General features: G+C 52.4%; 17 protein-coding genes. 8 read left to right on the top strand and 9 right to left on the bottom strand.

From position 1 onward, the window contains the following. Positions 1-30: 30 nt before the first annotated feature. Positions 31-1233 (bottom strand): YihY family inner membrane protein, encoded by a 1203-nt coding sequence (locus ACTHSW_RS05010; RefSeq protein ID WP_070460612.1) that lies wholly within the window; start codon positions 1231-1233, stop codon positions 31-33. Positions 1234-1331: 98 nt separating this feature from the next. On the opposite strand from ACTHSW_RS05010, the gene wrbA reads away from it, so the two are divergent. From wrbA to ACTHSW_RS04970, 8 genes are all read left to right on the top strand, one after another. After that, positions 1332-1937 carry an NAD(P)H:quinone oxidoreductase gene (gene wrbA / locus ACTHSW_RS05005; protein ID WP_107810909.1) on the top strand — a complete coding sequence of 202 codons (606 nt, stop codon included), beginning with the start codon at positions 1332-1334 and terminating at the stop codon, positions 1935-1937. 211 nt (positions 1938-2148) lie between these two features. Further along, complete coding sequence (locus tag ACTHSW_RS05000; protein ID WP_107810910.1) at positions 2149-4326, top strand: TonB-dependent siderophore receptor; 2178 nt, start codon at positions 2149-2151, stop codon at positions 4324-4326. Positions 4327-4471: 145 nt separating this feature from the next. Then, complete coding sequence (locus tag ACTHSW_RS04995; protein ID WP_070460608.1) at positions 4472-6670, top strand: TonB-dependent hemoglobin/transferrin/lactoferrin family receptor; 2199 nt, start codon at positions 4472-4474, stop codon at positions 6668-6670. Between the two features lie 72 nt (positions 6671-6742). Then, complete coding sequence (locus ACTHSW_RS04990) at positions 6743-7534, top strand: heme/hemin ABC transporter substrate-binding protein (RefSeq protein ID WP_070647229.1); 792 nt, start codon at positions 6743-6745, stop codon at positions 7532-7534. A gap of 143 nt (positions 7535-7677) precedes the next feature. Next, positions 7678-8619, top strand: a complete 942-nt coding sequence (locus tag ACTHSW_RS04985) for a FecCD family ABC transporter permease (protein ID WP_107769087.1) — start codon at positions 7678-7680, stop codon at positions 8617-8619. Positions 8620-8665: 46 nt separating this feature from the next. Continuing rightward, positions 8666-9391 carry an ABC transporter ATP-binding protein gene (locus tag ACTHSW_RS04980; RefSeq protein WP_107810913.1) on the top strand — a complete coding sequence of 242 codons (726 nt, stop codon included), beginning with the start codon at positions 8666-8668 and terminating at the stop codon, positions 9389-9391. A gap of 274 nt (positions 9392-9665) precedes the next feature. Further along, positions 9666-11486: a heme anaerobic degradation radical SAM methyltransferase ChuW/HutW gene (gene hutW, locus ACTHSW_RS04975; protein ID WP_107810914.1), complete on the top strand. Its 1821-nt coding sequence runs from the start codon at positions 9666-9668 to the stop codon at positions 11484-11486. Positions 11487-11578: 92 nt separating this feature from the next. Continuing rightward, a complete protein-coding gene (locus ACTHSW_RS04970; protein ID WP_107810915.1) occupies positions 11579-12196 on the top strand; it encodes an NAD(P)H-binding protein in 618 nt (205 codons plus the stop codon). A gap of 157 nt (positions 12197-12353) precedes the next feature. Here the strand turns inward: ACTHSW_RS04970 and aroG are convergent, their stop codons facing one another. The 8 genes from aroG to ACTHSW_RS04930 form a co-directional block, all read right to left on the bottom strand. After that, on the bottom strand, positions 12354-13397 hold the full coding sequence (gene aroG, locus ACTHSW_RS04965; RefSeq protein WP_003683923.1) for a 3-deoxy-7-phosphoheptulonate synthase AroG: 1044 nt from the start codon (positions 13395-13397) through the stop codon (positions 12354-12356). A 447-nt stretch (positions 13398-13844) separates the two neighbouring features. Beyond that, entirely contained in the window at positions 13845-15320 is a 1476-nt protein-coding gene (locus tag ACTHSW_RS04960; protein WP_070460640.1) for a surface lipoprotein assembly modifier, read from the bottom strand. A 156-nt stretch (positions 15321-15476) separates the two neighbouring features. Beyond that, positions 15477-15848 carry a hypothetical protein gene (locus ACTHSW_RS04955; protein ID WP_070460593.1) on the bottom strand — a complete coding sequence of 124 codons (372 nt, stop codon included), beginning with the start codon at positions 15846-15848 and terminating at the stop codon, positions 15477-15479. Positions 15849-16020: 172 nt separating this feature from the next. Then, entirely contained in the window at positions 16021-16716 is a 696-nt protein-coding gene (locus ACTHSW_RS04950; protein ID WP_070460591.1) for a M48 family metallopeptidase, read from the bottom strand. 49 nt (positions 16717-16765) lie between these two features. After that, positions 16766-17497 (bottom strand): lysophospholipid acyltransferase family protein, encoded by a 732-nt coding sequence (locus tag ACTHSW_RS04945; protein ID WP_070460589.1) that lies wholly within the window; start codon positions 17495-17497, stop codon positions 16766-16768. A gap of 71 nt (positions 17498-17568) precedes the next feature. Then, positions 17569-18147 (bottom strand): D-glycero-beta-D-manno-heptose 1,7-bisphosphate 7-phosphatase, encoded by a 579-nt coding sequence (gene gmhB / locus ACTHSW_RS04940; RefSeq protein WP_039862535.1) that lies wholly within the window; start codon positions 18145-18147, stop codon positions 17569-17571. Between the two features lie 11 nt (positions 18148-18158). Then, positions 18159-18611: a DUF7832 domain-containing protein gene (locus ACTHSW_RS04935; protein ID WP_070460586.1), complete on the bottom strand. Its 453-nt coding sequence runs from the start codon at positions 18609-18611 to the stop codon at positions 18159-18161. 93 nt (positions 18612-18704) lie between these two features. Then, a complete protein-coding gene (locus ACTHSW_RS04930) occupies positions 18705-19946 on the bottom strand; it encodes an aromatic amino acid transporter (protein ID WP_107792243.1) in 1242 nt (413 codons plus the stop codon). Positions 19947-19962 lie beyond the last annotated feature (16 nt).

Genomic DNA, 19962 nt, shown 5'->3' with positions numbered 1-19962 from the left:
TGATATTTTTGCTTTCAGACGGCGTCAGGTTTAAGAGGATTGTTTTTTCGTATGGGCACTGAACTCGGCCAGCGTCATGTTCAAGGTTTCCAAGCAGGGCTGCATAATGTGATCAACCGTTTGATTGACCTTGTCTTTATTAAGCGTTTGCGGACGGTAGACAAAGAGTTTGAACAGCTCAGCCAAGTCGATGGACTCCGCTCCCATTTTCAAGACCCAGCCCTGACGGCCGGAATAGACATAACCGTGTCGCGCCAGCTTTTCCAAAAGCTCGCCCAATTCATCGAAGCCCATATTGATATGCCGTCTGAACTCCTGCACCGGCAATGCCTTGCCACTTTGTTGGGCAGAGTCGAGCAGCAGCAGGATTTTCAATACATCATCAAAGCGGCCGCGCGCATCCAGACTGCGGCGGAACGCTTCGCCGCGCCAGTAGGACAGGGACGAGGTCAAAACCGCGCCGCCCAATACCAGCGTCCACAACAGGTTGAGCCACAACAGGAAAAACGGTACCGCGGCAAATGCGCCGTAAATTGATTTGTAGCCGTCAAAGTTGCCCATGTACCAAGCGAATAAAAAGCGTGCCGTTTCCAAGCAAAACGCCGTTACAGCCGCGCCGACCAAAGCATGGCTTGCCGGTACGAAACGGTTGGGCACAAAGCGGTATAAACCCCACAGCAGCACCGTAATAAATGAAACCGTAGTGATAACCCTCAGCCATTCCGAGCCGCCCACTACTTGCACCTGACCGATTACGACCGACAAGCCTACACCCAAAGACAAAGGTCCAAACGTCAGCAACGCCCAATACACCAAAAACTGCATCATCCAAGGCCGTTGCGAATTGACGCGCCAAATCCGGTTGAACGCATTGTCTATCGTCCGAATCAGCATCAGCGAGGTTACGACCAACATCACACTGCCGATCGCCGTCAGCTTGGTGGCCTTATCGCGGAACGCATTGATGTAGTCAAACACCATATCCGCGCCCTGCGGCACAATGGTACGATTGATGAAAGAGACAAATTCCCCCGACCATTGGTCAAAAACAGGGAAGGCCGAAGCGATGACGACCATCACCGTCAACACGGGCACCAAAGCCAAAAGCGTCGTAAACGTCATGCTTGCCGCAACCTGCGGCACACGCTCCTCATCAAAACGGCGCACGACAAACCAAGCGAACGCCACGCCTTTACTCTTTAAAAAACCTTGCCACCATTGCGAAAACGGCATAACCTTTTCCCACTTTTGAATAGAAATTTTTCTTTTCAGACGGCCCGAGTATTCAAAAGGCCGTCTGAAACCTGACAGCATTGTAACGGAAACCCCAAATGAACCCAAATCCTCTGAAAATCCTCGTTCTCTTTTATTCCCAAAATGGCAGCACACGCAACCTTGCCCGCCAAATCGCACGCGGTATCGAAAGCGTGGACGGTTGCGAAGCCGTATTGCGTACCGTTCCCAAAGTTTCCACCGTTTGCGAAGCCGTTGAAAAAGACATTCCCGACGAAGGCGCGCCCTACGCGACTGCCGACGACCTCAAAAATTGCGCCGGCCTCGCGCTCGGCAGCCCGACACGTTTTGGCAATATGGCTGCCGCGATGAAATACTTTATCGACGGCACCATTCCCCTTTGGCTCGGCGCAGAACTTGTCGGCAAGCCTGCCACCGTATTCACCAGCACATCTTCGCTGCACGGCGGCCAAGAAAGCACCCTGCTGACCATGATGCTGCCCCTGTTGCACCACGGCATGGTCATCAGCGGCATTCCATATACCGAGTCCGCGCTCAGCAATACCCAAAGCGGCGGCACGCCTTACGGCGCAAGCCATGTTTCCGGCTACGACAGCAAGCCGGCATTGACCTCCGAAGAAAACGATATTGCCTTTGCACAAGGTAAACGTTTGGCAGAATTGGCAAGAAAATTGGCAGACTGATTGCCTTATCATAAAAAGATTAAGGCCGTCTGAAAACCTGATGATATGGGTTTCAGACGGCCTTTTTAGTTAATTGGGACTAGATAGAAAATAAATATTTTGAATTAAACAAAATACTTAGAAAATAATGATTAAAACATAGTTCCATCGGGCTACATCTTTTTGATAGAATCTGCGACCAAATTGTAAAGATAAGCTAATTGGAGAGGCTATGTCACTACCTGTATTTCCCTATGGCAAATTAAGTTTTGCCGTCAGTCTGGCGCTGTGTTCGGCGTATTCTTTCGCGACCGAAGTAGAAAATACCCAGCCGCAAGAGCGTGTCGATTTACCGACAGTTACCGTCCAAGGAGTCGGTAAACAGACTACTTCCAACTACACCATTCCCGCTTCCTCCGCCGCGACAGGTATCCGCCTGACCCAGCGTGAAACGCCGCAGTCCCTGTCTGTCGTAACGGCAAAACAAATCGAAGACCAAGGCTTGGACAGCCTGCAGGACGTATTGAAACAAACACCGGGCGTGTTCCACAGCAAAATGGGCAACAACGTATCCGGCCACAGCCAGTTTATTTCGCGCAGTCAGGCGATTGACAGCATTTCCGTGGACGGCGCGCCCAAATTCCTTTACGACGGTAAAGCCATCCGCCGCGGCACCAACAATCTGGACAGCGCATTGTACGAACAAGTCGTCGTCGTACGTGGCGCAAGCGGTTTGTCCAACGGCGGTATGGGCGAGCCGGGCGGTACGGTTGCGTTGGAACGCAAAAAACCGACTGCCAAGCCTGCCGTCAGCGTAGAAGCCGGTGTCGGTTCGTGGAACCACTACCGCTTCGTCCTTGATGCCAATCAGCCTTTGAATGCAGACAATACCTTGCGCGGCCGCGCTATTTTGGTCAGCGACCACGGAGGCGATTACCTGCCGAACACTTCGCGCCACAATCACACTTTCTACGGTACGTTGTCTTACGATATCACGCCGCAAACCCAATGGCGCATCGGTACGGAAATACACCGTTTCCGCAATACCGGCAGCTCGCGTTTCAGCTACCTGACCGCAGCAGGTTCGCGCCGTACTGGATTCATACCATTTGAGTCTTCGCCACGCAGCAATTCTTCCGCACGCTGGGCATACGGCAAAGACACCAGTGCCGAAGTATTCACTTCCCTCAGCCATGAGTTTGATAACGGCTGGAAACTGACAGGCGATTACAGCCATGTTTCGGGTAAAAACGACATCGTTTCAGGCATTGCCGGTACTTTTGTCATTAATTCGGATTACTCCGCGCTCTTTACATCCGACCGCGACCGCAGCAAATACCGCGATCAGAATTTTGCGCTGGCCTTAGACGGCTATTATCCGGCGTTGGGTCGCTCGCACGAGTTCAATGTCGGCATCAGCCATCAGGACAACAAAGAAAACCTGTCTTTCTATGACGAAGGCGAATCGATGATTCCTGATTTGCGTAAATTTGACGGCAACATCTCCAAACCCGATATGCCGTATCTGCGCGATGGTTTTTCACGCATGAAAAACCTGTCGGTTTACGGCTCGACCCGTTTCAAACTGACCGACAAGCTCGCCTTTATCGGCGGCAGCCGTTTTGTGGATTGGCGTTACCGTTACAGCGCCAGCCGTAACAAATTCGCACACAGCAGCCACAAACAAAACGTTTTCATTCCTTATTTGGGCGTAACCTACGACATCGGCGACAATCTGACTGCCTATGCGTCTTACACCACCATTTTCCGTCCGCAAGTGCGTTACCTGACCAAAGACGGCGCAGCGCTCAAACCACAACGCGGCAAAACCTACGAGACCGGTTTGAAAGGCTCATGGTTTGATGGTCGTCTGAATGCTTCTGCGTCTGTGTTTATGAACAAACGCGACCATTTGGGCGTTGTCGCAGGCAAATTCGCGAATGGCGAGGAATACTACCGTGCAGCCGACAACACCACAACAAAAGGCGTGGAGCTCTCTGTCGGCGGCCGCCTGAGCGACAAATGGCTGCTGAATGCGTCTTATGCACGTTCCAAAATCAAAGACAGCGAAGGTGTTCAACTGCATCCGTCTTACCCGGTTCATTTGTTCAAACTCTTTACCGCGTATGATGTGACCGACCGTTTGAACGTGGGTGCCAACGTCAACTGGCAAAGCCGCAGCCACACGCTGGACGAATACCCTGCAGACATCAATCCGGCCGCCGCGGCCGCGTTGACTCAACGTCCGTACGCAACGCTGGACTTGACCGGTCATTACAAAATCGGCAAATCCACCCGCATCAGTTTGGACTTTGAAAACGTCTTTAACAAACGCTATCGCACCATGCCGGATATTCACGTTTACGGCACGCCGCGTAGTGTGACTGCAACGGTTAAACATACGTTTTAATTGAATAGCAGAAGTAGGACAGGCCGTCTGAAAACCTAAATTATCGGGTTTTCAGACGGCCTTTTGTTTATATCTTAAACTTGCAAAAACCGTCTGTTTGTTTTATAAATGCAAACCATTATTATTCAAATGGTAAGGTTATGTAATGAAAAAGAAAGCGATTGCCTGTGTAATAGGGGCGGTTTTTTCCGGACAGTTATATGCGGCTCAGATGCCGGTGGCTCAGGCAGAAATAGAGCCTGTGGTGGTTACGGCCGACCGCAATGCGCAAACCTTGGATAAAGCCGCGCCGAATGTGTCGGTTATCGGACGCAAAACCTTGAATCAAGCCTCGGCACAGAATTTAGACGATATCGTGATGTATGAATCCGGCGTCAGCGTGCCGTCAGACAACAATCGCCGCGGTCATGCTGGTATCAATATCCGAGGCATAGACGGCAACCGCATTCTGATGATGGTGGACGGCGTACGCATTCCTGAATCTTATGCAGGCGGTGGCTCCAACGGTGCGATTTCGGGACGCGATATGGTCGAAAGCGACACGCTTAAGCAGGTCGATATTGTCAAAGGCCCTTATTCCGCACTGTACGGTAGCGACGCGCTCGGCGGTGTGGTGAATATGGTGACGCTCTCTCCGAGTGATTTCGTCGATGAAGGCAAACGCGGGCATTTCGGTTTGAAACACGGCTACCGCAGCCGCGACCGCAGCCATGGCGTGACGGCGACTGTGGCAGGTTTCCATGAAAACGCTGAAGGTCTGCTGATGCTGACGCGCCGTCAAGGTCATGAAACCGAAAACATGGGCAGCGATACCAGCTACTCGACTGCGCGTACTACCACCAACCCTCAGAAAAACAATGCCTACAATGTCTTGGCGAAAGGTAATATCGGCAACGAACGCCACCGCTTTGAAACTTTGTACGAACAGTATTACCACGCCAACGATACCGTATTGGCAAACGGCTTGGGTTCGCAATCGCGCGGGCCGGTAACCATCGCAACATCCGAGAGTAATGCTCGCGACCGTATCCGCCGTCAACGTATCGAAGCGGGCTACCGCTACGCTGGCGAAGGCCGTCTGAAAGAAGCCAACCTGACTGCCTATCAGCAAAAACTGCGTACGGAAGACGATGCCGTCGATGCGAGCATTACGCGTATGGGCGCGCGCCAATTAGGTAACTCGACCCGTTATTCCGACTACGGTTTCAATCAGACCATACGCGGACTGAACGGGCGCGGCGTGTGGGAATTTGACGGCACGGTCAAACAAACCGTCGTTGCCGGCGCCGAATACAAACACACCGAGACCGCCCGTCCGCGCGACAGCCTGACAGTGGACAATCTGACCGGCACCGTCAGCAAAACCTATGCGGGCAGCACCTATCCGAATAAAACTTTCCCCGACAGCAAACGCAAAACGTTCAGCGTTTACGCACAAGACAGCCTGACCTTCGGCAACGGCATCGTCCTGACCCCGGCCTTGCGTTACGAAAAAGACAAGCTGAACACGTCGACCGACCAAGCCTATCTCAACGCCAATCCCGGCGGAACAGCGACGCGCTTCAACGATTCCGCGCTTACACCCAGCCTGCGCCTGAGCGTGCCGATGGGTGAGCAGTTCACCGGTTTTGCCACTTATTCCCAAGGCTTCCGCACGCCTCCGTTTGACAGCGCGACCATGGCGTTTGCCAATACGACCTACGGCTATGCCGTCATTCCCAATGCCAACCTCAAATCCGAACGCTCCAACAGCTTTGAATTGGGGATGAAATTTAAAAACGAACGCGCCCGTGCGCAAGTCACCGCGTTCTACAACCGTTACCGCAACTTCATCAACCGCACTGAAATCGGTACCTCCACCGTTGGCAGACGCCCGATTATCCAATACCAATATCAAAACCTTGATCACGTCAAAACCTACGGTGCTGAAGCTTCTGCCGCCTACAAATTCCTGCCGGGCTGGCAAGTCTCCGGCAGCATCGCTTGGATGCGCGGTGAGCAGCAGGACGGCAAACCGTTGGATTCCGCTTATCCGCTCAACGGCGTTTTGGGTTTGGACTACACGCAGGAAAAATGGGGTGTCGGCACCAAGCTGCGCTGGTCGAAAAAACACAGCCGCGTCAGCAGCGACACTGTTTTTCAAGCGCCGGGTTATGGCGTATGGGATGTCGGCGCATGGTACAAGCCGTTTAAAAACCTCGAAATCGGCGCAAACATTTACAACGTCGGCAACAAAAAATACTGGCAGCACACAGACGTTGCCGGCATGAGCCGTACCAGTGTGATGGACTTGTACACCGAAACCGGTCGTAATTTCGCTGCGACCGTACAACTGAAGTTCTAATGTGATTCAACCGTTTTCAGACGGCCTGGAAAAACGATCAGGCCGTCTGAAAGCATACAACAAGGAAAAACAATGAAACTCAAACTCCTCCTGCTTTCCGCGTTTATTTCATTGGCCGGCACTGCACACGCGCAACGCATCGTCGTGTTGACCCCCGATACGGCAGACATCGTTGCCGCGCTCGGCGCATTGGACGAAATCGTCGGCCGCGATCAGACTGTTCAAAATCCGGCGTTGAAAAACAAGCCCAGTATCGGCATTCATCGCCGCCTGACGGTTGAACCGATTGTGGCCGCCAAACCCGACATTGCCATCGGTTCATGGATGGCGCAGCCTGCCGATATTTTTACCCACCTGCAAAAAGCAGGCATTAAAGCCGTCAATGTTGCGCCCGATGACAGCATCGCCTCCTATCCGCAAAGTATCCGCAACATCGGTCAGCTTATCGGCAAAAGCGCGCAGGCGGATAAGTTGGCCAGTAAGTGGCAGGCGGATATGAAACAACAGCCTTCCAGCGGCAAACGCTACCTCTTCAGCTACGACGGGCGCATCGTATCGGGCAAAAATACTGCCGCCGACGAAATTATCCGCCGCGCCGGCGGTATCAATGCCGCAGCCGCCATTGACGGCCTCAAACCGATGACGCGTGAGGCATGGATTGCGGCCAAACCCGACATCATCATTATTGCCGACCACAACACCGCCATGATAGGCAACGTCAAAACCTTTGCCGCACGCCCCGAAATCGCCGGCTCGCCTGCCGCGAAAAACGGCAAGATTTATTTGTGGAAGGCCAACGATATGTTTCGTTACGGGCTGGATACGCCGCAAGTGATTCAGCGTTTGCACGGTTTGGCGAAATAAACGCGCCTGTTTTGAAAACCCTTGCCCGATTTTTGTTTTCAGACGGCCTTGATTTGTTCCTTCTTATTGAGGAGGAAGCAAAACGGTTGTCTTAAAAATGCCGTCTGAAACCGTCCCTCAATCCGCTTAAACCGCATGATGTCATGAAACCGCATACCCTTACCCTCTGCCTGCTGCTTACTGCCGCCGCTGTTTATTTGTGCTGCGGCATCGGTTTTGGCGCGTGGGAGTCGCCGTTGGCGATGGATGAAACCGTCCGCCAAATTCGTTTACCGCGCATCTATACCGCGCTTTTGGTCGGAGCCGGTTTGTCCGCTTCGGGTGCGGCATTGCAGGCTTTATTTGAGAACCCGCTGGCCGATCCGAGTTTGATCGGGACGTCGGGCGGTGCGGCCTTGGGCGTGATTGTGTTATTGGCTGTGGGTGGCGGCGCGATGGGTGTACCGGCGGCGGCTTTTCTCGGTGCATTGGGTGTATGCCTGCTGATTTTGGCGGTGCACAAACTGCTCGGCGGCGGTACTTTGGGATTGCTGGTGTTGGGTTTTGTGTTGAGCGCGTTTTCGGGCGCGGTGGTCAGCATGATTTTGTTTTTGTCTGACGATTTGGTATTGCGCAGCGCGACCACATGGCTGTCGGGCAGCCTTGCCGAAGCCGGTTTCTCATCGCCTGTTGCGGCAATTGCGGTCATGTTGCCCGGTTTTCTGATTTTGTTGTCGGCAGGCAGGCGGCTGGACGTTTTGATGACAGGGGAAGACACGGCTGCCAGTATGGGGGTATCAGTTGGGGCATTGCGTGTGCAAACCGTAATCGGCGCGGCATTGATGACGGGAGCGGCGGTATCGCTTTCGGGCATCATCGGTTTTCTCGGCATGATGATCCCCAATGTGCTGGCGCAAACCGTCGGCGGCAGCCGCCGCAAACTGATTGCGCTGTCGGCTTGGTTGGGCGCAGTATTTTTGATGGTGGTAGATGGCGCAGCGCGCTGGCTGACATACCCTGTCGATCTGCCGGTCGGTATCGTAATTGCCTTATTGGGCGGACCATTTTTTATGTATTTGTTTATCAAGCCTTTGAAAAGCCGTTGATGCCTAAACAGGCCGTCTGAAACTTTATTGCACCATATCTTTTGCCATGCATACCTTATTTCAAATCTGTAATCTTTCCGTCCTCGTCCAAGACAAAACCCTGCTTGAAATCGATCAACTGGATATACCTTCCGGCATGACCGTCATTATCGGTCCGAATGGTGCGGGCAAGTCCACTTTACTGCGTGCCTTAATCGGGCAAACAGGGCAGGGGGAAATCACGCTTTTCGGTGAGGCCGTTGCGCCGCAAATCCGCGCGGGCAGGGTGGCATGGGTCGGGCAGCATGGCCGTTACAACATGCCGATGACCGTACGTGAATACATTGCGTTGGCATCATTCGTACAAAAAGGCCGTCTGAACCATGAATGGGCGGACGAGTTGCTCGATTATTTTGATTTGACGGTATTGGCGGATAAACGCATCGGCAAGCTCTCAGGCGGCGAGCAACAACGCGCCAACATCATCCGCGCCCTGTTGCAAAACGCGCCGGTCTTGCTTTTGGACGAACCGTGCAACCATCTCGATATCCGCCACCAACACCGCCTGATGCAGTATTTGGTTGGGCATTCAAACCGTGCCTCATCAATAATGGTATTACACGATTTAAACCTCGCCGCGCGTTATGCGGAACATATTATTTTGATGAATAAGGGAAAAGTCGTTGCATCAGGCAAGGTGGGCGAAGTGATGCGCCCCGACTTGCTTGAATCGGTTTACGGTTGGCAGATACGCCGTTGCGAAGATGAAGCAGGGTTTTATTTCAGAAGCTGAGCGCCAACAGGCCGTCTGAAAAACGATAAAGAAAATTTATTTTATCGTTCAAAAATAAAACGAGATGGGAGGATGTTCCCGACTTGAAGAACCAAATTTTGTGCATTTCACAAGTAAAATGCCGATTTTCATCAAATAGAAATACATTTTATTATTTATAGAATACAATATTTTAAAATAATACTAATTTTTAATTACGCAAAAATATTGACAAGAAAATGATGATGGTTATTTAATATATAAATCTTATTAATAACTTTTATTAATCATTATCATGGTACAGCAGCTTGTTTGGACTCCGAAACAATCCGCGCCCAAGGCATTTCCCGAACGTCAGGCATTGATGCCAGTTTGGGGCGGTGTTCCAATGCCGCGTCCCCAGTGGCAGAACATTTGGAAGAAAAAGCTTCCCCATGCCACCGATGTGGATGCGCTTGCTTATCTGCATATTCCATTTTGCGCCAACCATTGCGTTTTTTGCGGCTTCTACCGTAATGCGTGGAAGGACAGCCAAAGCAGCGTGTACACCGACAAAATTATCGAAGAAATGGCCGCTGAAGCCGAAGTCCGTACAGGCAAGGGCAAAATCCGAGCCGTTTATTTCGGGGGCGGTACGCCGACCGCGTTGCTTACGGAAGACCTCGTCCGTCTGATTCGTGCCTGCTACCAATATCTGCCGCTTGCCGAAGATTGCGAGTTCACCATTGAAGGGCGCATGAGCCATTTCGATTTAGAAAAAGCACAGGCTTGTCTCGAAGCAGGGGCCAACCGCATTTCCATCGGCGTGCAAACCTTCAATACCGCCATCCGCCACCGTCTCGGCCGCAAACACAGCGGCGACGAGGCGTTTGAATATTTGGCAAAATTGTGCAAACTCGATGCCGTGATTGTGGCCGATTTGATGTTCGGCCTACCCAATCAAACCGATGAAGTTTGGCAAAACGATATCGCCCGCGCCACCGAGCTGCCGCTGTCTGGTTTGGATACGTACGCGTTCAACCTTTATCCCATGCTGCCCATCAACCGCATGATTGAAAAAGGCGCATTTCCGACACCGCCAGGTTTCGATATTCAGGCAGACCAATATGCCTACACGGTTGAAACACTGCTGGAAAAAGGCTGGGAACAGGTCAGCAACAGCCACTTCGCCTATCCCGGCCGTGGCGAGCGCAACCGCTACAATACCCTGATCAAATCCGATATTTCCTGTTTGGCGTTCGGCTCCGGCGCAGGCGGTAACTTCGGCGGTTTCAGCTATCAGGTGCAGGGCGATTTGGAGAGTTATCTTGCTACGCCGAAAGGCGAGAAAAACATCGCGTTTATGAGCGGCCATAGTCCAAATAAAGCACTGCTCAGCAAAGTTCAGCACGATATTGAAACAGGCCGTCTGAATCCATTATTGTTCGACGGCAACAAAGCAGCGCAAAAGCTGATTGCCCAATGGCAGGAAATGCAGCTTTTTAAAGAACCCGATTCAGACGGCCTTATCCGTTTGAATACCAGCGGCCGTTATTGGTCGCCCACCCTTATCCGCAAACTCATGCTCACTCTTCCAACTCAAGAAAAGGATCCAACCATGCAAAAACTTTCAGCCGAACAACAAACCATGTTGCGTCAATTATTGGAAAAAAATCCCGGCCAAGTGCTGGAAATGCTGGCCGCGCAAAACCAATGCAGTTTTGAAGACGTTATCCGCTGTCTGCCAGAAGAGAACGTGCGCCAAACAGAAGGCAGCCGCATAGTCGAAATCCTCCAAGCCGTTGCCGCATGGGATGAATCCGTTACCTTCATCGCCCACACCCCCGATGCCATCGTCGAAGTCAGCGGTAAACTGCCAAACGGCAAAGTCGGCCGCGGTTTCTACAACTTTGACCATCCTGAAACCGACGGCGGCGTACACGGCCACATCTACTATGAAAACTGCGCCTCCATCTACCTTTTGGAACGCCCGTTCATGGGTAAAGCCACTTGCTCGCTCAACTTTATCAACCGCAACGGCGGCGCCATGTTTAAAATTTTTGTTGGTCGCGACGAAGCAGGCGAGTTGAAACAACACCAAATCGAAGCCATGCGAAAACTGTTTGATGCCGCTTAAACGGTTTCAGACGGCCTGATAATCCGTTCCTTGTTGCATAGAGGAGCGGATTTTCTAACAATAAACATCTACCATACAAAGGAACCCTAAACATGCAACTCATCTTCGGAGCCAACGGCCCGTCCGGTCGCGCCTATATCCGCACATTGACTGACTCAGCCGATACCGTCGCCGTATTGAGAAGGCCGTCTGAAGACAGCTTTTTTGCCGAATACAATATTCAAACCGTCGTTGCCGATGCGCTTGATGCCGACGCGCTCGATAAAGCGTTGGCACAATACCGTCCCGATACCGTGATCAGTTTTGTCGGCGGCAAAAACGAAGAGGGCATCCGCAGCGATGCGCTGGGTAATATCAACATCATTGCCGCTACGAAAGCCGTCAATCCGCAAGCCCGCTTTGTATTGATTACCAGCATGGGCTGCGGCGAACAATGGGACATGATGAGCGAGTCGTTCAAACAGGCACTCGGCGAAGCTGTCCGTGCCAAAACAGAAGCCGAAATCTATCTCAAACAAAGCGGTTTGAATTGGACTATCTTGCGCCCCTGCGGCCTTGCCGATGGAGAAGATAATGCCTATACCTTGACACAAAATGCCCAAGAAATTCCGCAAAAATACATGACGCGCAACGGCTTGGCCGCTGCCGTTGCTACCATTGTCGGCCAAGCGGACAGCAAGGGCGAAACGTATAGCGTTGGTGCGGCATAACCGGATTGAGTAGGCCGTCTGAAACTGTCTTTTAATTGTTTCAGACGGCCTGATTTTTTCTTAAAATACTGTTTTTATTATAAATATGAGCAAGGAAATCAAAATAACAGGCACAAAAAAGACCGGAACATATCCGGTCTTTTTAATGGTTTCGCACTTATGCTTGGTAACCTTTCGCTTCGGCAAGTAGGGCCAGTAATTCTTCAGTCGTATCCCAACCGATGCAGGCATCCGTAATACTTTGACCGTAAACTTCAGGCTTGTCTTGACGGCCTTCAACCAAGTGGCTTTCGACCATCACGCCCATGATGTTTTCTTCACCGGCTTTCAGCTGCGCCGCAACATCGCGCGCTACATCCATTTGTTTGCGGAAGTCTTTACGGCTGTTGGCATGGCTGCAGTCCACCATCAGTTTGCTGCTCACGCCGGCTTTTTGAAGCTGCGCAACCGCGTCTTTAACGTGCTCCGCGCTGTAATTAGGCTCTTTACCGCCACGCAAAATCGCATGGCAGTCAGGATTGCCGCTGGTGTGGACAATCGCGGAATGACCGGCTTTGGTTACAGACAGGAAGTGGTGCGGATGATTGGCGGCACCGATGGCGTCGATGGCGATTTTCAGATTGCCGTCCGTACCGTTTTTAAAACCGACAGGGCAGGAGAGGCCGCTGGCCAATTCGCGGTGTACCTGGCTTTCAGTCGTACGCGCCCCAATCGCGCCCCAAGAAATCAGGTCGGCGTAGTATTGCGGCGTAATCATGTCCAAGAATTCAGTCGAAGCAGGCATGCCCATTTCGTTCAAAGTCAGCAACAACTGACGTGCTTGGCGCAGGCCGTAGTTGATGTCAAACGTACCGTCCAAGTGCGGATCGTTAATCAGACCTTTCCAGCCAACGGTTGTACGCGGTTTTTCAAAATACACGCGCATTACAATCAGTAGCTCTTTCTCATATTTTTTGCGCAAGGGCAGCAATTTTTGCGCATATTCTACCGCCGCCTTAGTATCGTGAATCGAGCATGGGCCGATGATGACCAGCAAACGGTTGTCGCGGCCGTGAACTAAATCTGAAATCTCATGACGTGTTTTATAAACCAAATTGGCAACCTGAGGCGTAACAGGCAGCTCATACAAATGCGCGATTGGAGGGAGTAACTCTTTGACTTCTTTAATTTTAATATCGTCGGTAGGGTGGTGTTGGGACATGATGAACTCTCTTGTTTATTTTTGATACAGGTTACAGGTTTTAGCAGAATTAAACAAGGCTTGATTTTTTGTTTTAGCAATTTTATTCTAAAATTTCTTTATTTAAATTATTTTATGGAATTTAAAATCAGTTTATTTGTAAAAATTAATATTTAATGCTGATAAAAAATTTCATTTATATAATAAAGGGCTTTGAGTTTTTATCAAAATACAGGCCGTCTGAAAATGTTCAGACGGCCTGATTTTTTTGTAACGTTATGTAGTGTTGTACGTTACGTTGATAAAATGATATTGGCTTGGATTTTATCTATTTGATAAATATGAATTTAATAAGGCGTTGTGCCTTAAAAAATCTATTGATTCGGTATCTGTAAAAGTTTGAATCTGTCTTGTAAATCAGTATGCAGAACAGGCATTCTTGCTTTCTTCACAGATTGGTTCTGCTTGTCAGAACGTTTTGCTCAATTCGACAAACATTTTGGTTTTGCCGTATTCGTAGAACTTGTCGTTGCTCCATGTTTTGTTGTGGGCAATGGTCAGGCGTGGGGTGATGCCTTTGAAATGGAGGGCGCGATGCCATACGCTCAGGGAGGCGGAGGCTTCTTTGTCGCGGCGGTTTTGTTCGTTGCTGAAGAAGCTGGGGGCTTGGTAATGGCGTTGGGCGGCGCTGAGGCGTAGGACGGTGGAGAGGCCTTTGGGCCATTCTTGTCCCCATGTGGTGCGCAGGGCGTAGCGGTTGAAGCTGTCGCTTTTGTCGTCGCGGTTGCGTTCGCGGTAGAGGTCGATACCGGCTACCCAGTATTGGCGCGCGTTGCGGTAGTACACGATGGAGTTGCTGAGCAGTTGGCTGGTGTTGTTGGAATGCTCGCGGCGGCCGTTTTTCAGACGGCCTGCTTCAAATGCGCTGAGGGTTTGCAGCTTGGGTTGCCACCAATGGTTGTAGTGGAGGCGTGCGCCGTTGGTGTAGGTGTAGGGGTCGTTGCCGTAGAAGCGGCGTTCGTGGAACGGGGTAATGCCGATATCGTTGCGCTGGTCGGCATAGCCGATGCCTGCCGAAAAGCGTGTGGTGAGGTCGTTGTAGTTGGTGTGTTTGGGATAGATTTTGCCGTAATGGTCTGCGCCTGCCGTGGCATAGAAGCCGCGGGGCAGCGACCATTTTTTTTCTGCGCCGATTTGGTAATGGATGGCAGTGGCATCGATGGGTTCGGGGAATGTCCAGCCTCGGAAGCAGTCGTCGTCGGGATAGGCAAGGCGCACGGCGCGGCATTGTTCATCGCTCAGGTGGTTGCCCAGACGGCGTTGGCCGGGGGCTTGGTTGATGTTTTGTTCGCGCGTGATGTTCAGGCCGGCGTTGAATTGCCATGAGTCGCGTTCGCGCAGGGCTTTGCGGTAGGTTTCGATGCGTTCTTGCAAGGCAGGCGGGAGGGATTCGGTTTGTAGTTTGTCGAACTGGTCGGCTGCGGCTTCGTTTTGTTTGTCTTCAAACAAGGCGGTCGCAAGCTGCCAGCGGACGGCGGAGGCATCGGGTTGCTCGGCGATAAAGCGGCGGTAATGGCCGATGGCTTCGGCGGCGCGTCCTTCGGATTGGGCAAGCAAACCTTTGGCATAGCGTGCCATGGCGCGGTCGTGTTCTGGCCATTGTTCGTAAATGGGCAAAACGGCTTTGATGCCGGGGATGTTGTGGGCGACGACGGCGGAATACATGGCGCGTGCCAGTAATTCGGTGTTGGCAAGCAGGGTATCGGCATCGACGTTGATGATTTTTTCAGACGGCCTGTTTGTCTGCTCGGCAGGAATGTTGTGCGTTTCGGGTTGTTGGGGTTCGGCTGTGTTGACTTGAAGCTCGGGTTTCACATCAGGCGGCACATCGGCGGCGTGAAGGGAAAGGGGAAGGATGGCGAGGAGGAGCAGACGTTTTTTCATGGCAATGTTTGGGATGTTATCGGTATAAGTGGGCAGATTGTACAATGTTTTGAGTCGGAAATTTTACAAACCGAGTGCCATTATATCTGATAAAGATGACAAAAGGCTGTCTGAAAACCGATGGGATTTCAGACGGCCTTTGTTTGCGAGTCGGATTTAGTTTTTGTCCAAATCTAAATCGGCTTTGTATTCGATACGGCCTTGGCCTTTGTCTTCGATGGAAACGTCCAGCTCTTGTTTGCCGCGTTTGAATTTCAGATCGGCATCGTCGTGTTTGATTTCAGACTCAACCACATGGAAACCTTTGCTGCGCGCGTGGGCGATCACTTTTTTGGCCAAGGAAGGAATGGAATTGCGTTGGCCGGAAAGTTCGGCTTCGTATTCAAATTCGCCGTCGCCTTGATGATCGGCTTTGATGGTGTGCGCGCCTGCCGGACGGTAGATTTCGGAAGGCAGCGGGGAGGCGAATGCCGTGGCGGAGAAAAGAGCCAAAATGCCGGTGGCCAGTAACGATTTTGCTTTGGTCATCGGTTTTCCTTTCTGAAAAGGGTTTTGAGAATGGCATCATCTTATCGGTAGGTATGAGTGGCGGCAAGCGGATAAACCTGATTTTACGTGCGGCTACATGATTTGTTTGGAGGGCGTTGATTCTTTGCTTTGGGCTGGTGTTTGCTTGCAGAAAAATGCTGCCGGATAAGACTTAGCCGAGACGGAACAATTCGCTGCCGTGCGCCTTCAGCCATTGTTCGGCTTGGTCGACATGCGGCGTGAGCGAGTGTGTCAGAGCCCAAAACGCAGGGCTGTGGTCGGGATGGCGCAGGTGGGCGAGTTCGTGCAGGCAGACGTAGTCGGCGACATATTCGGGCGCACCGATGAGCCGCCAGTTGAGGCGGATGCCGGTGGTGTGGCGGCAAACGCCCCAGAAAGTTTTGGCGTTGGAAAGGGAAATGGCGCTCGGAGTCAGGCGGGTGGTTCGGGTATGGCCTTCGAGGCGTGGCAGCAGATATTCGTGCGCACGCTCGTGTAGGAAACGGCGCAAATGGGTGAGTTGGGCGGCGTTTTCTTTTTCGGGCAACAGGATTTCAGACGGCCTGATTTGGATGTGGTTTGCTGCATGGACGGACAAGGCCGTCTGAACGCCTTGATACCAAATCCATTCGGGAAGCGTGTCGGTGGGTGTTTGTCGGGCCGGTGCTTTGTTTAAGGTACGGCGCAGGATGGCTTCGTTGTCGTTCAGCCATTGGGTAAAGGTGTGCTGGGTAACAAACGGAGGGATATTGATGCTGACGGTATCGGCGGAAACGGGGCGCAAGATGAGGTTTTTCTTGGCGCTGCGTTTGAGCTGGATATGAATGGTGAGGCCGTCTGAAAGGGTATGGGTATGGAGGCGGGGCATGGTGTTTGAGTGAAAAGGGAGGGCATAGCGGCCCACCCGATGGAATGATTTATTTGGTTTTGGGGGCGAACGGGCCTTGTCCGGTAATCAGGGGCTGCTGGCTTTCAATCCATTGCTCGCATTGGGCCATGAGTTCGGCTTCATTGCCGTTGTTGTGGGCAATGGGTTTGCCGATGATGACGCTGACCGTACCGGGGTATTTGAGGAAGGAGTTGCGCGGCCAAAACTCGCCGCTGTTGAGCGCAACGGGGACGATGTCCATCTCAAACATTTTTGCCATGCGCGCGCCGCCGAGCTTGTAGCGGCCTTTTTCACCAGGCGGCAGGCGTGTGCCTTCGGGGAAAATGGTAATCCAATAGCCTTCGTTTTTACGCGCAAGGCCTTGTTCTAAGAGTTGTTTGTTGGCTTCGCGGCTGTTGCTGCGGTCGATGCCGATGGTTTTGACCAGCTTCAAGCCCCAGCCGAAGAAAGGGATTTTGAAAAGTTCGCGTTTGGCAACATAGACTTGAGGCGGAAAAATCTCTTGTAGGGCGAGGGTTTCCCAGCCGCTTTGGTGTTTGGAGCAAATGATGGCGGGGTGGTCGGGAATGTTTTCCGCGCCGCTTAAGGTGTAGTTTAAGCCGATGATGTGCTTGAGCGACCAGTTGAGGATACGCACCCAAACTTGCGCCATTTTGTGCGCGCCGCCTTGGAAGGGCAGGGCGAGCAGCATAAAGGGGAACAGCAAAATAATGCTAGAGGAAAGGATGAACCAGTAAATCAGGTTGCGGATAATCAGCATATCGGGGAAAAGTCTGTCGTTTGAAGGCCGTCTGAACACCGTTGTCGGCTGGTTTCAGACGGCCTTGTCGTTTATAGGATAGCTTGCGCGGCTTCTTCGATTTGTGTGTTTTCACGCATGATGTATTGCGAAAAAGCCAGCAGGTTGTCGAAGACTTGGGTGTGTTCGGGCAGGTCTTGCTCGTGTTTGGCCAGCGTTTTTTTGCCTTTGCCGGTCAGGACGAGCGCGGATTTGCCGCCTGCGGCATCAATGGCTTGCAGGTCGCGCAGGCTGTCTCCGACCAGCCAGGTTTCGGCGGCATTGGCCTTGAAGCGTTCGATGATGTCGATAATCATGCCGGGCTTGGGTTTGCGGCATTCGCAGTTGTCGGCAGCAGTGTGCGGGCAAAACCAAATGCCGTCGATGGTGCCGCCTGCTTGAACGGCAAGGCGGTGCATTTTCGCGTGCATTTCGGTTAGGTCTTGCACGGTAAAGTATTTGCGGCCGATACCGGATTGGTTGGTGGCCACGGCGATGGTGTAGCCAGCCTGCGTTAAAAAGGCGATGGCATCCATGCTGCCTTCGATGGGAATCCATTCGTCAACGGATTTGACGAAATCGTCGCGGTCTTGGTTGATGACGCCGTCGCGGTCGAGGATGATGAGTTTCATGGTGTGGGCTCTTATTTTTCTGCTTTCAAACTGCTTTTCCATTTTTCAAAGGCCGTCTGAAAAACGGGTGTCAGTTTGGCGAAGGTTTCCAGGGTGTTTTTGACGTGGTAGAAGCCGCCGAGCGAGGATGTGTCGAGGGCGAGGACGTAGTCTTCCATAAATGCGCCGTAGCCGTCTTCTTCGTCGGTGTAGTAGAACTCGGTAAACCGTTGGCCGAGTTCGGTAAAGTCGTCCGCCGTCAGTGCGCCGTCCATGTGTTTGAGCAGGAAGTGCCGTCCGCTGATTTTGCCCGAGGTCATGGCCGCGAAGTCGGCCGCGGTTTCGAGGGCGGTTTGCCAGACGGGGTTGACGAGGCCTGCCTGCGCCGCCCATTGCCAGTACATGCCGATGTGGGTGGCGGCGTTTTCGGGCGGGAGCTGGTCGGGGTAGTCTTCGTCGAGATGGAAACGGATATTGTCGTACATGGACGGTGTTCGTTGGGGGAAAGGGGGTATTGTAGCGGAAAATAATGAATTAGGCCGTCTGAAAGAGGGTGTTTCAGACGGCCTTAAGGGAATTTAACCTTTAAATACGGGAACGAGCTCCATTTGGCTTAATATTTGGGCGGCAATGTTGATGATGCCGAAGAGGAAGACCCAAACCATCAGCCAGAATCCGCCGTAAACTTTGTAGTTTTTGCCGACGCCGAATTTATGTCGCGAGCGGTAGAGCAGCATGGCGGGGATGATGCCTGTCCAGATGGTTGCGGCCAGACCGACGTAGCCGATGGCGGTAACGAAGCCGGTAGGGAAGAGCAGGCAGGAAATCAAAGGCGGCAGGAAGGTCAGCGCGGCGGTTTTGGTGCGGCCGGAGATGCTGTCGTTCCATTTGAAGATGTCGGCGATGTAGTCGAACAGGCCGAGCGTTACGCCGAGGAAGGACGTTGCAATCGCCATGTAGGAGAACAGGGTCAACACTTTGTCCATATTGCCGGTTTGGGCGAACTTGGACAGCGTTTCGATCAGGACGGAAACTTGGCCTTCGGCGGCGATAACCGGTGCAAACTCGCTGCGCGGCAGGTTGCCTTGGATGGCGATTTGCCAGAGGACGTAAATCACCAAGGCAATCAGCGTACCCGACCACAGGGATTTGGCCACTTTGGGCGCGTCGCCTTTAAAGTATTTGAGCAGGCTGGAAACGTTGCCGTGGAAGCCGAATGAGGCAAGGCAGACGGGCAGGGCGGTGGCAACATAAATCCAGTAGCTGGTGCCGGAAGGGGCTTGGGTGTCGAACAGGACAGGCATTTTGGCATCGGCAATCAGGCCGCCGGTTGCCCAGATGAAGGTGAGTACCATGCCGCCGATGAGGATACTGGTAAAGCGGTCAACCAAGCGTGCGGATGCCCAAACGCAAAAGGCGAGAATGCCGAAGAAGACGAGTTGGCCGACGGTGAGCGAGATTTCGCCGCCTACCGCGCTGCCGATGCCTTTGGCGGTCAGGTCGCCGCCGACGAAGATGTAGGCGTAGGTGAGCAGGTATAAAACGAAAGCGACGGCAATGCCGTTGATGACGTTCCAAGCCGGGCCGAGCAGGTCTTTAACCATGGTGTCGAAGCTGGCACCGTGCGGATAATGGGTGTTGACTTCCAAAATCATCAGGCCGCTGGAGAGCATGGAAAACCAGGTGTACAGCAACACGGCCAGCGAGCCGGTAAACCATACGCCGGAGGTGGCGGTCGGGTTGGCAAGCATGCCTGCGCCGATAACCGTACCGGCGATAATCATCGCGCCGCCGAATAGGGAAGGGGTTTTGGTTGACATTGTTTATCTTTCTTCT

The organism is Neisseria sp. P0008.S004, assembly GCF_051962755.1.
GTDB classification, from domain to species: Bacteria; Pseudomonadota; Gammaproteobacteria; order Burkholderiales; family Neisseriaceae; genus Neisseria; species Neisseria subflava_A.
Note: the sequence above shows the minus strand (reverse complement) of the source record. Positions and strands in the feature narration are given on the sequence as shown.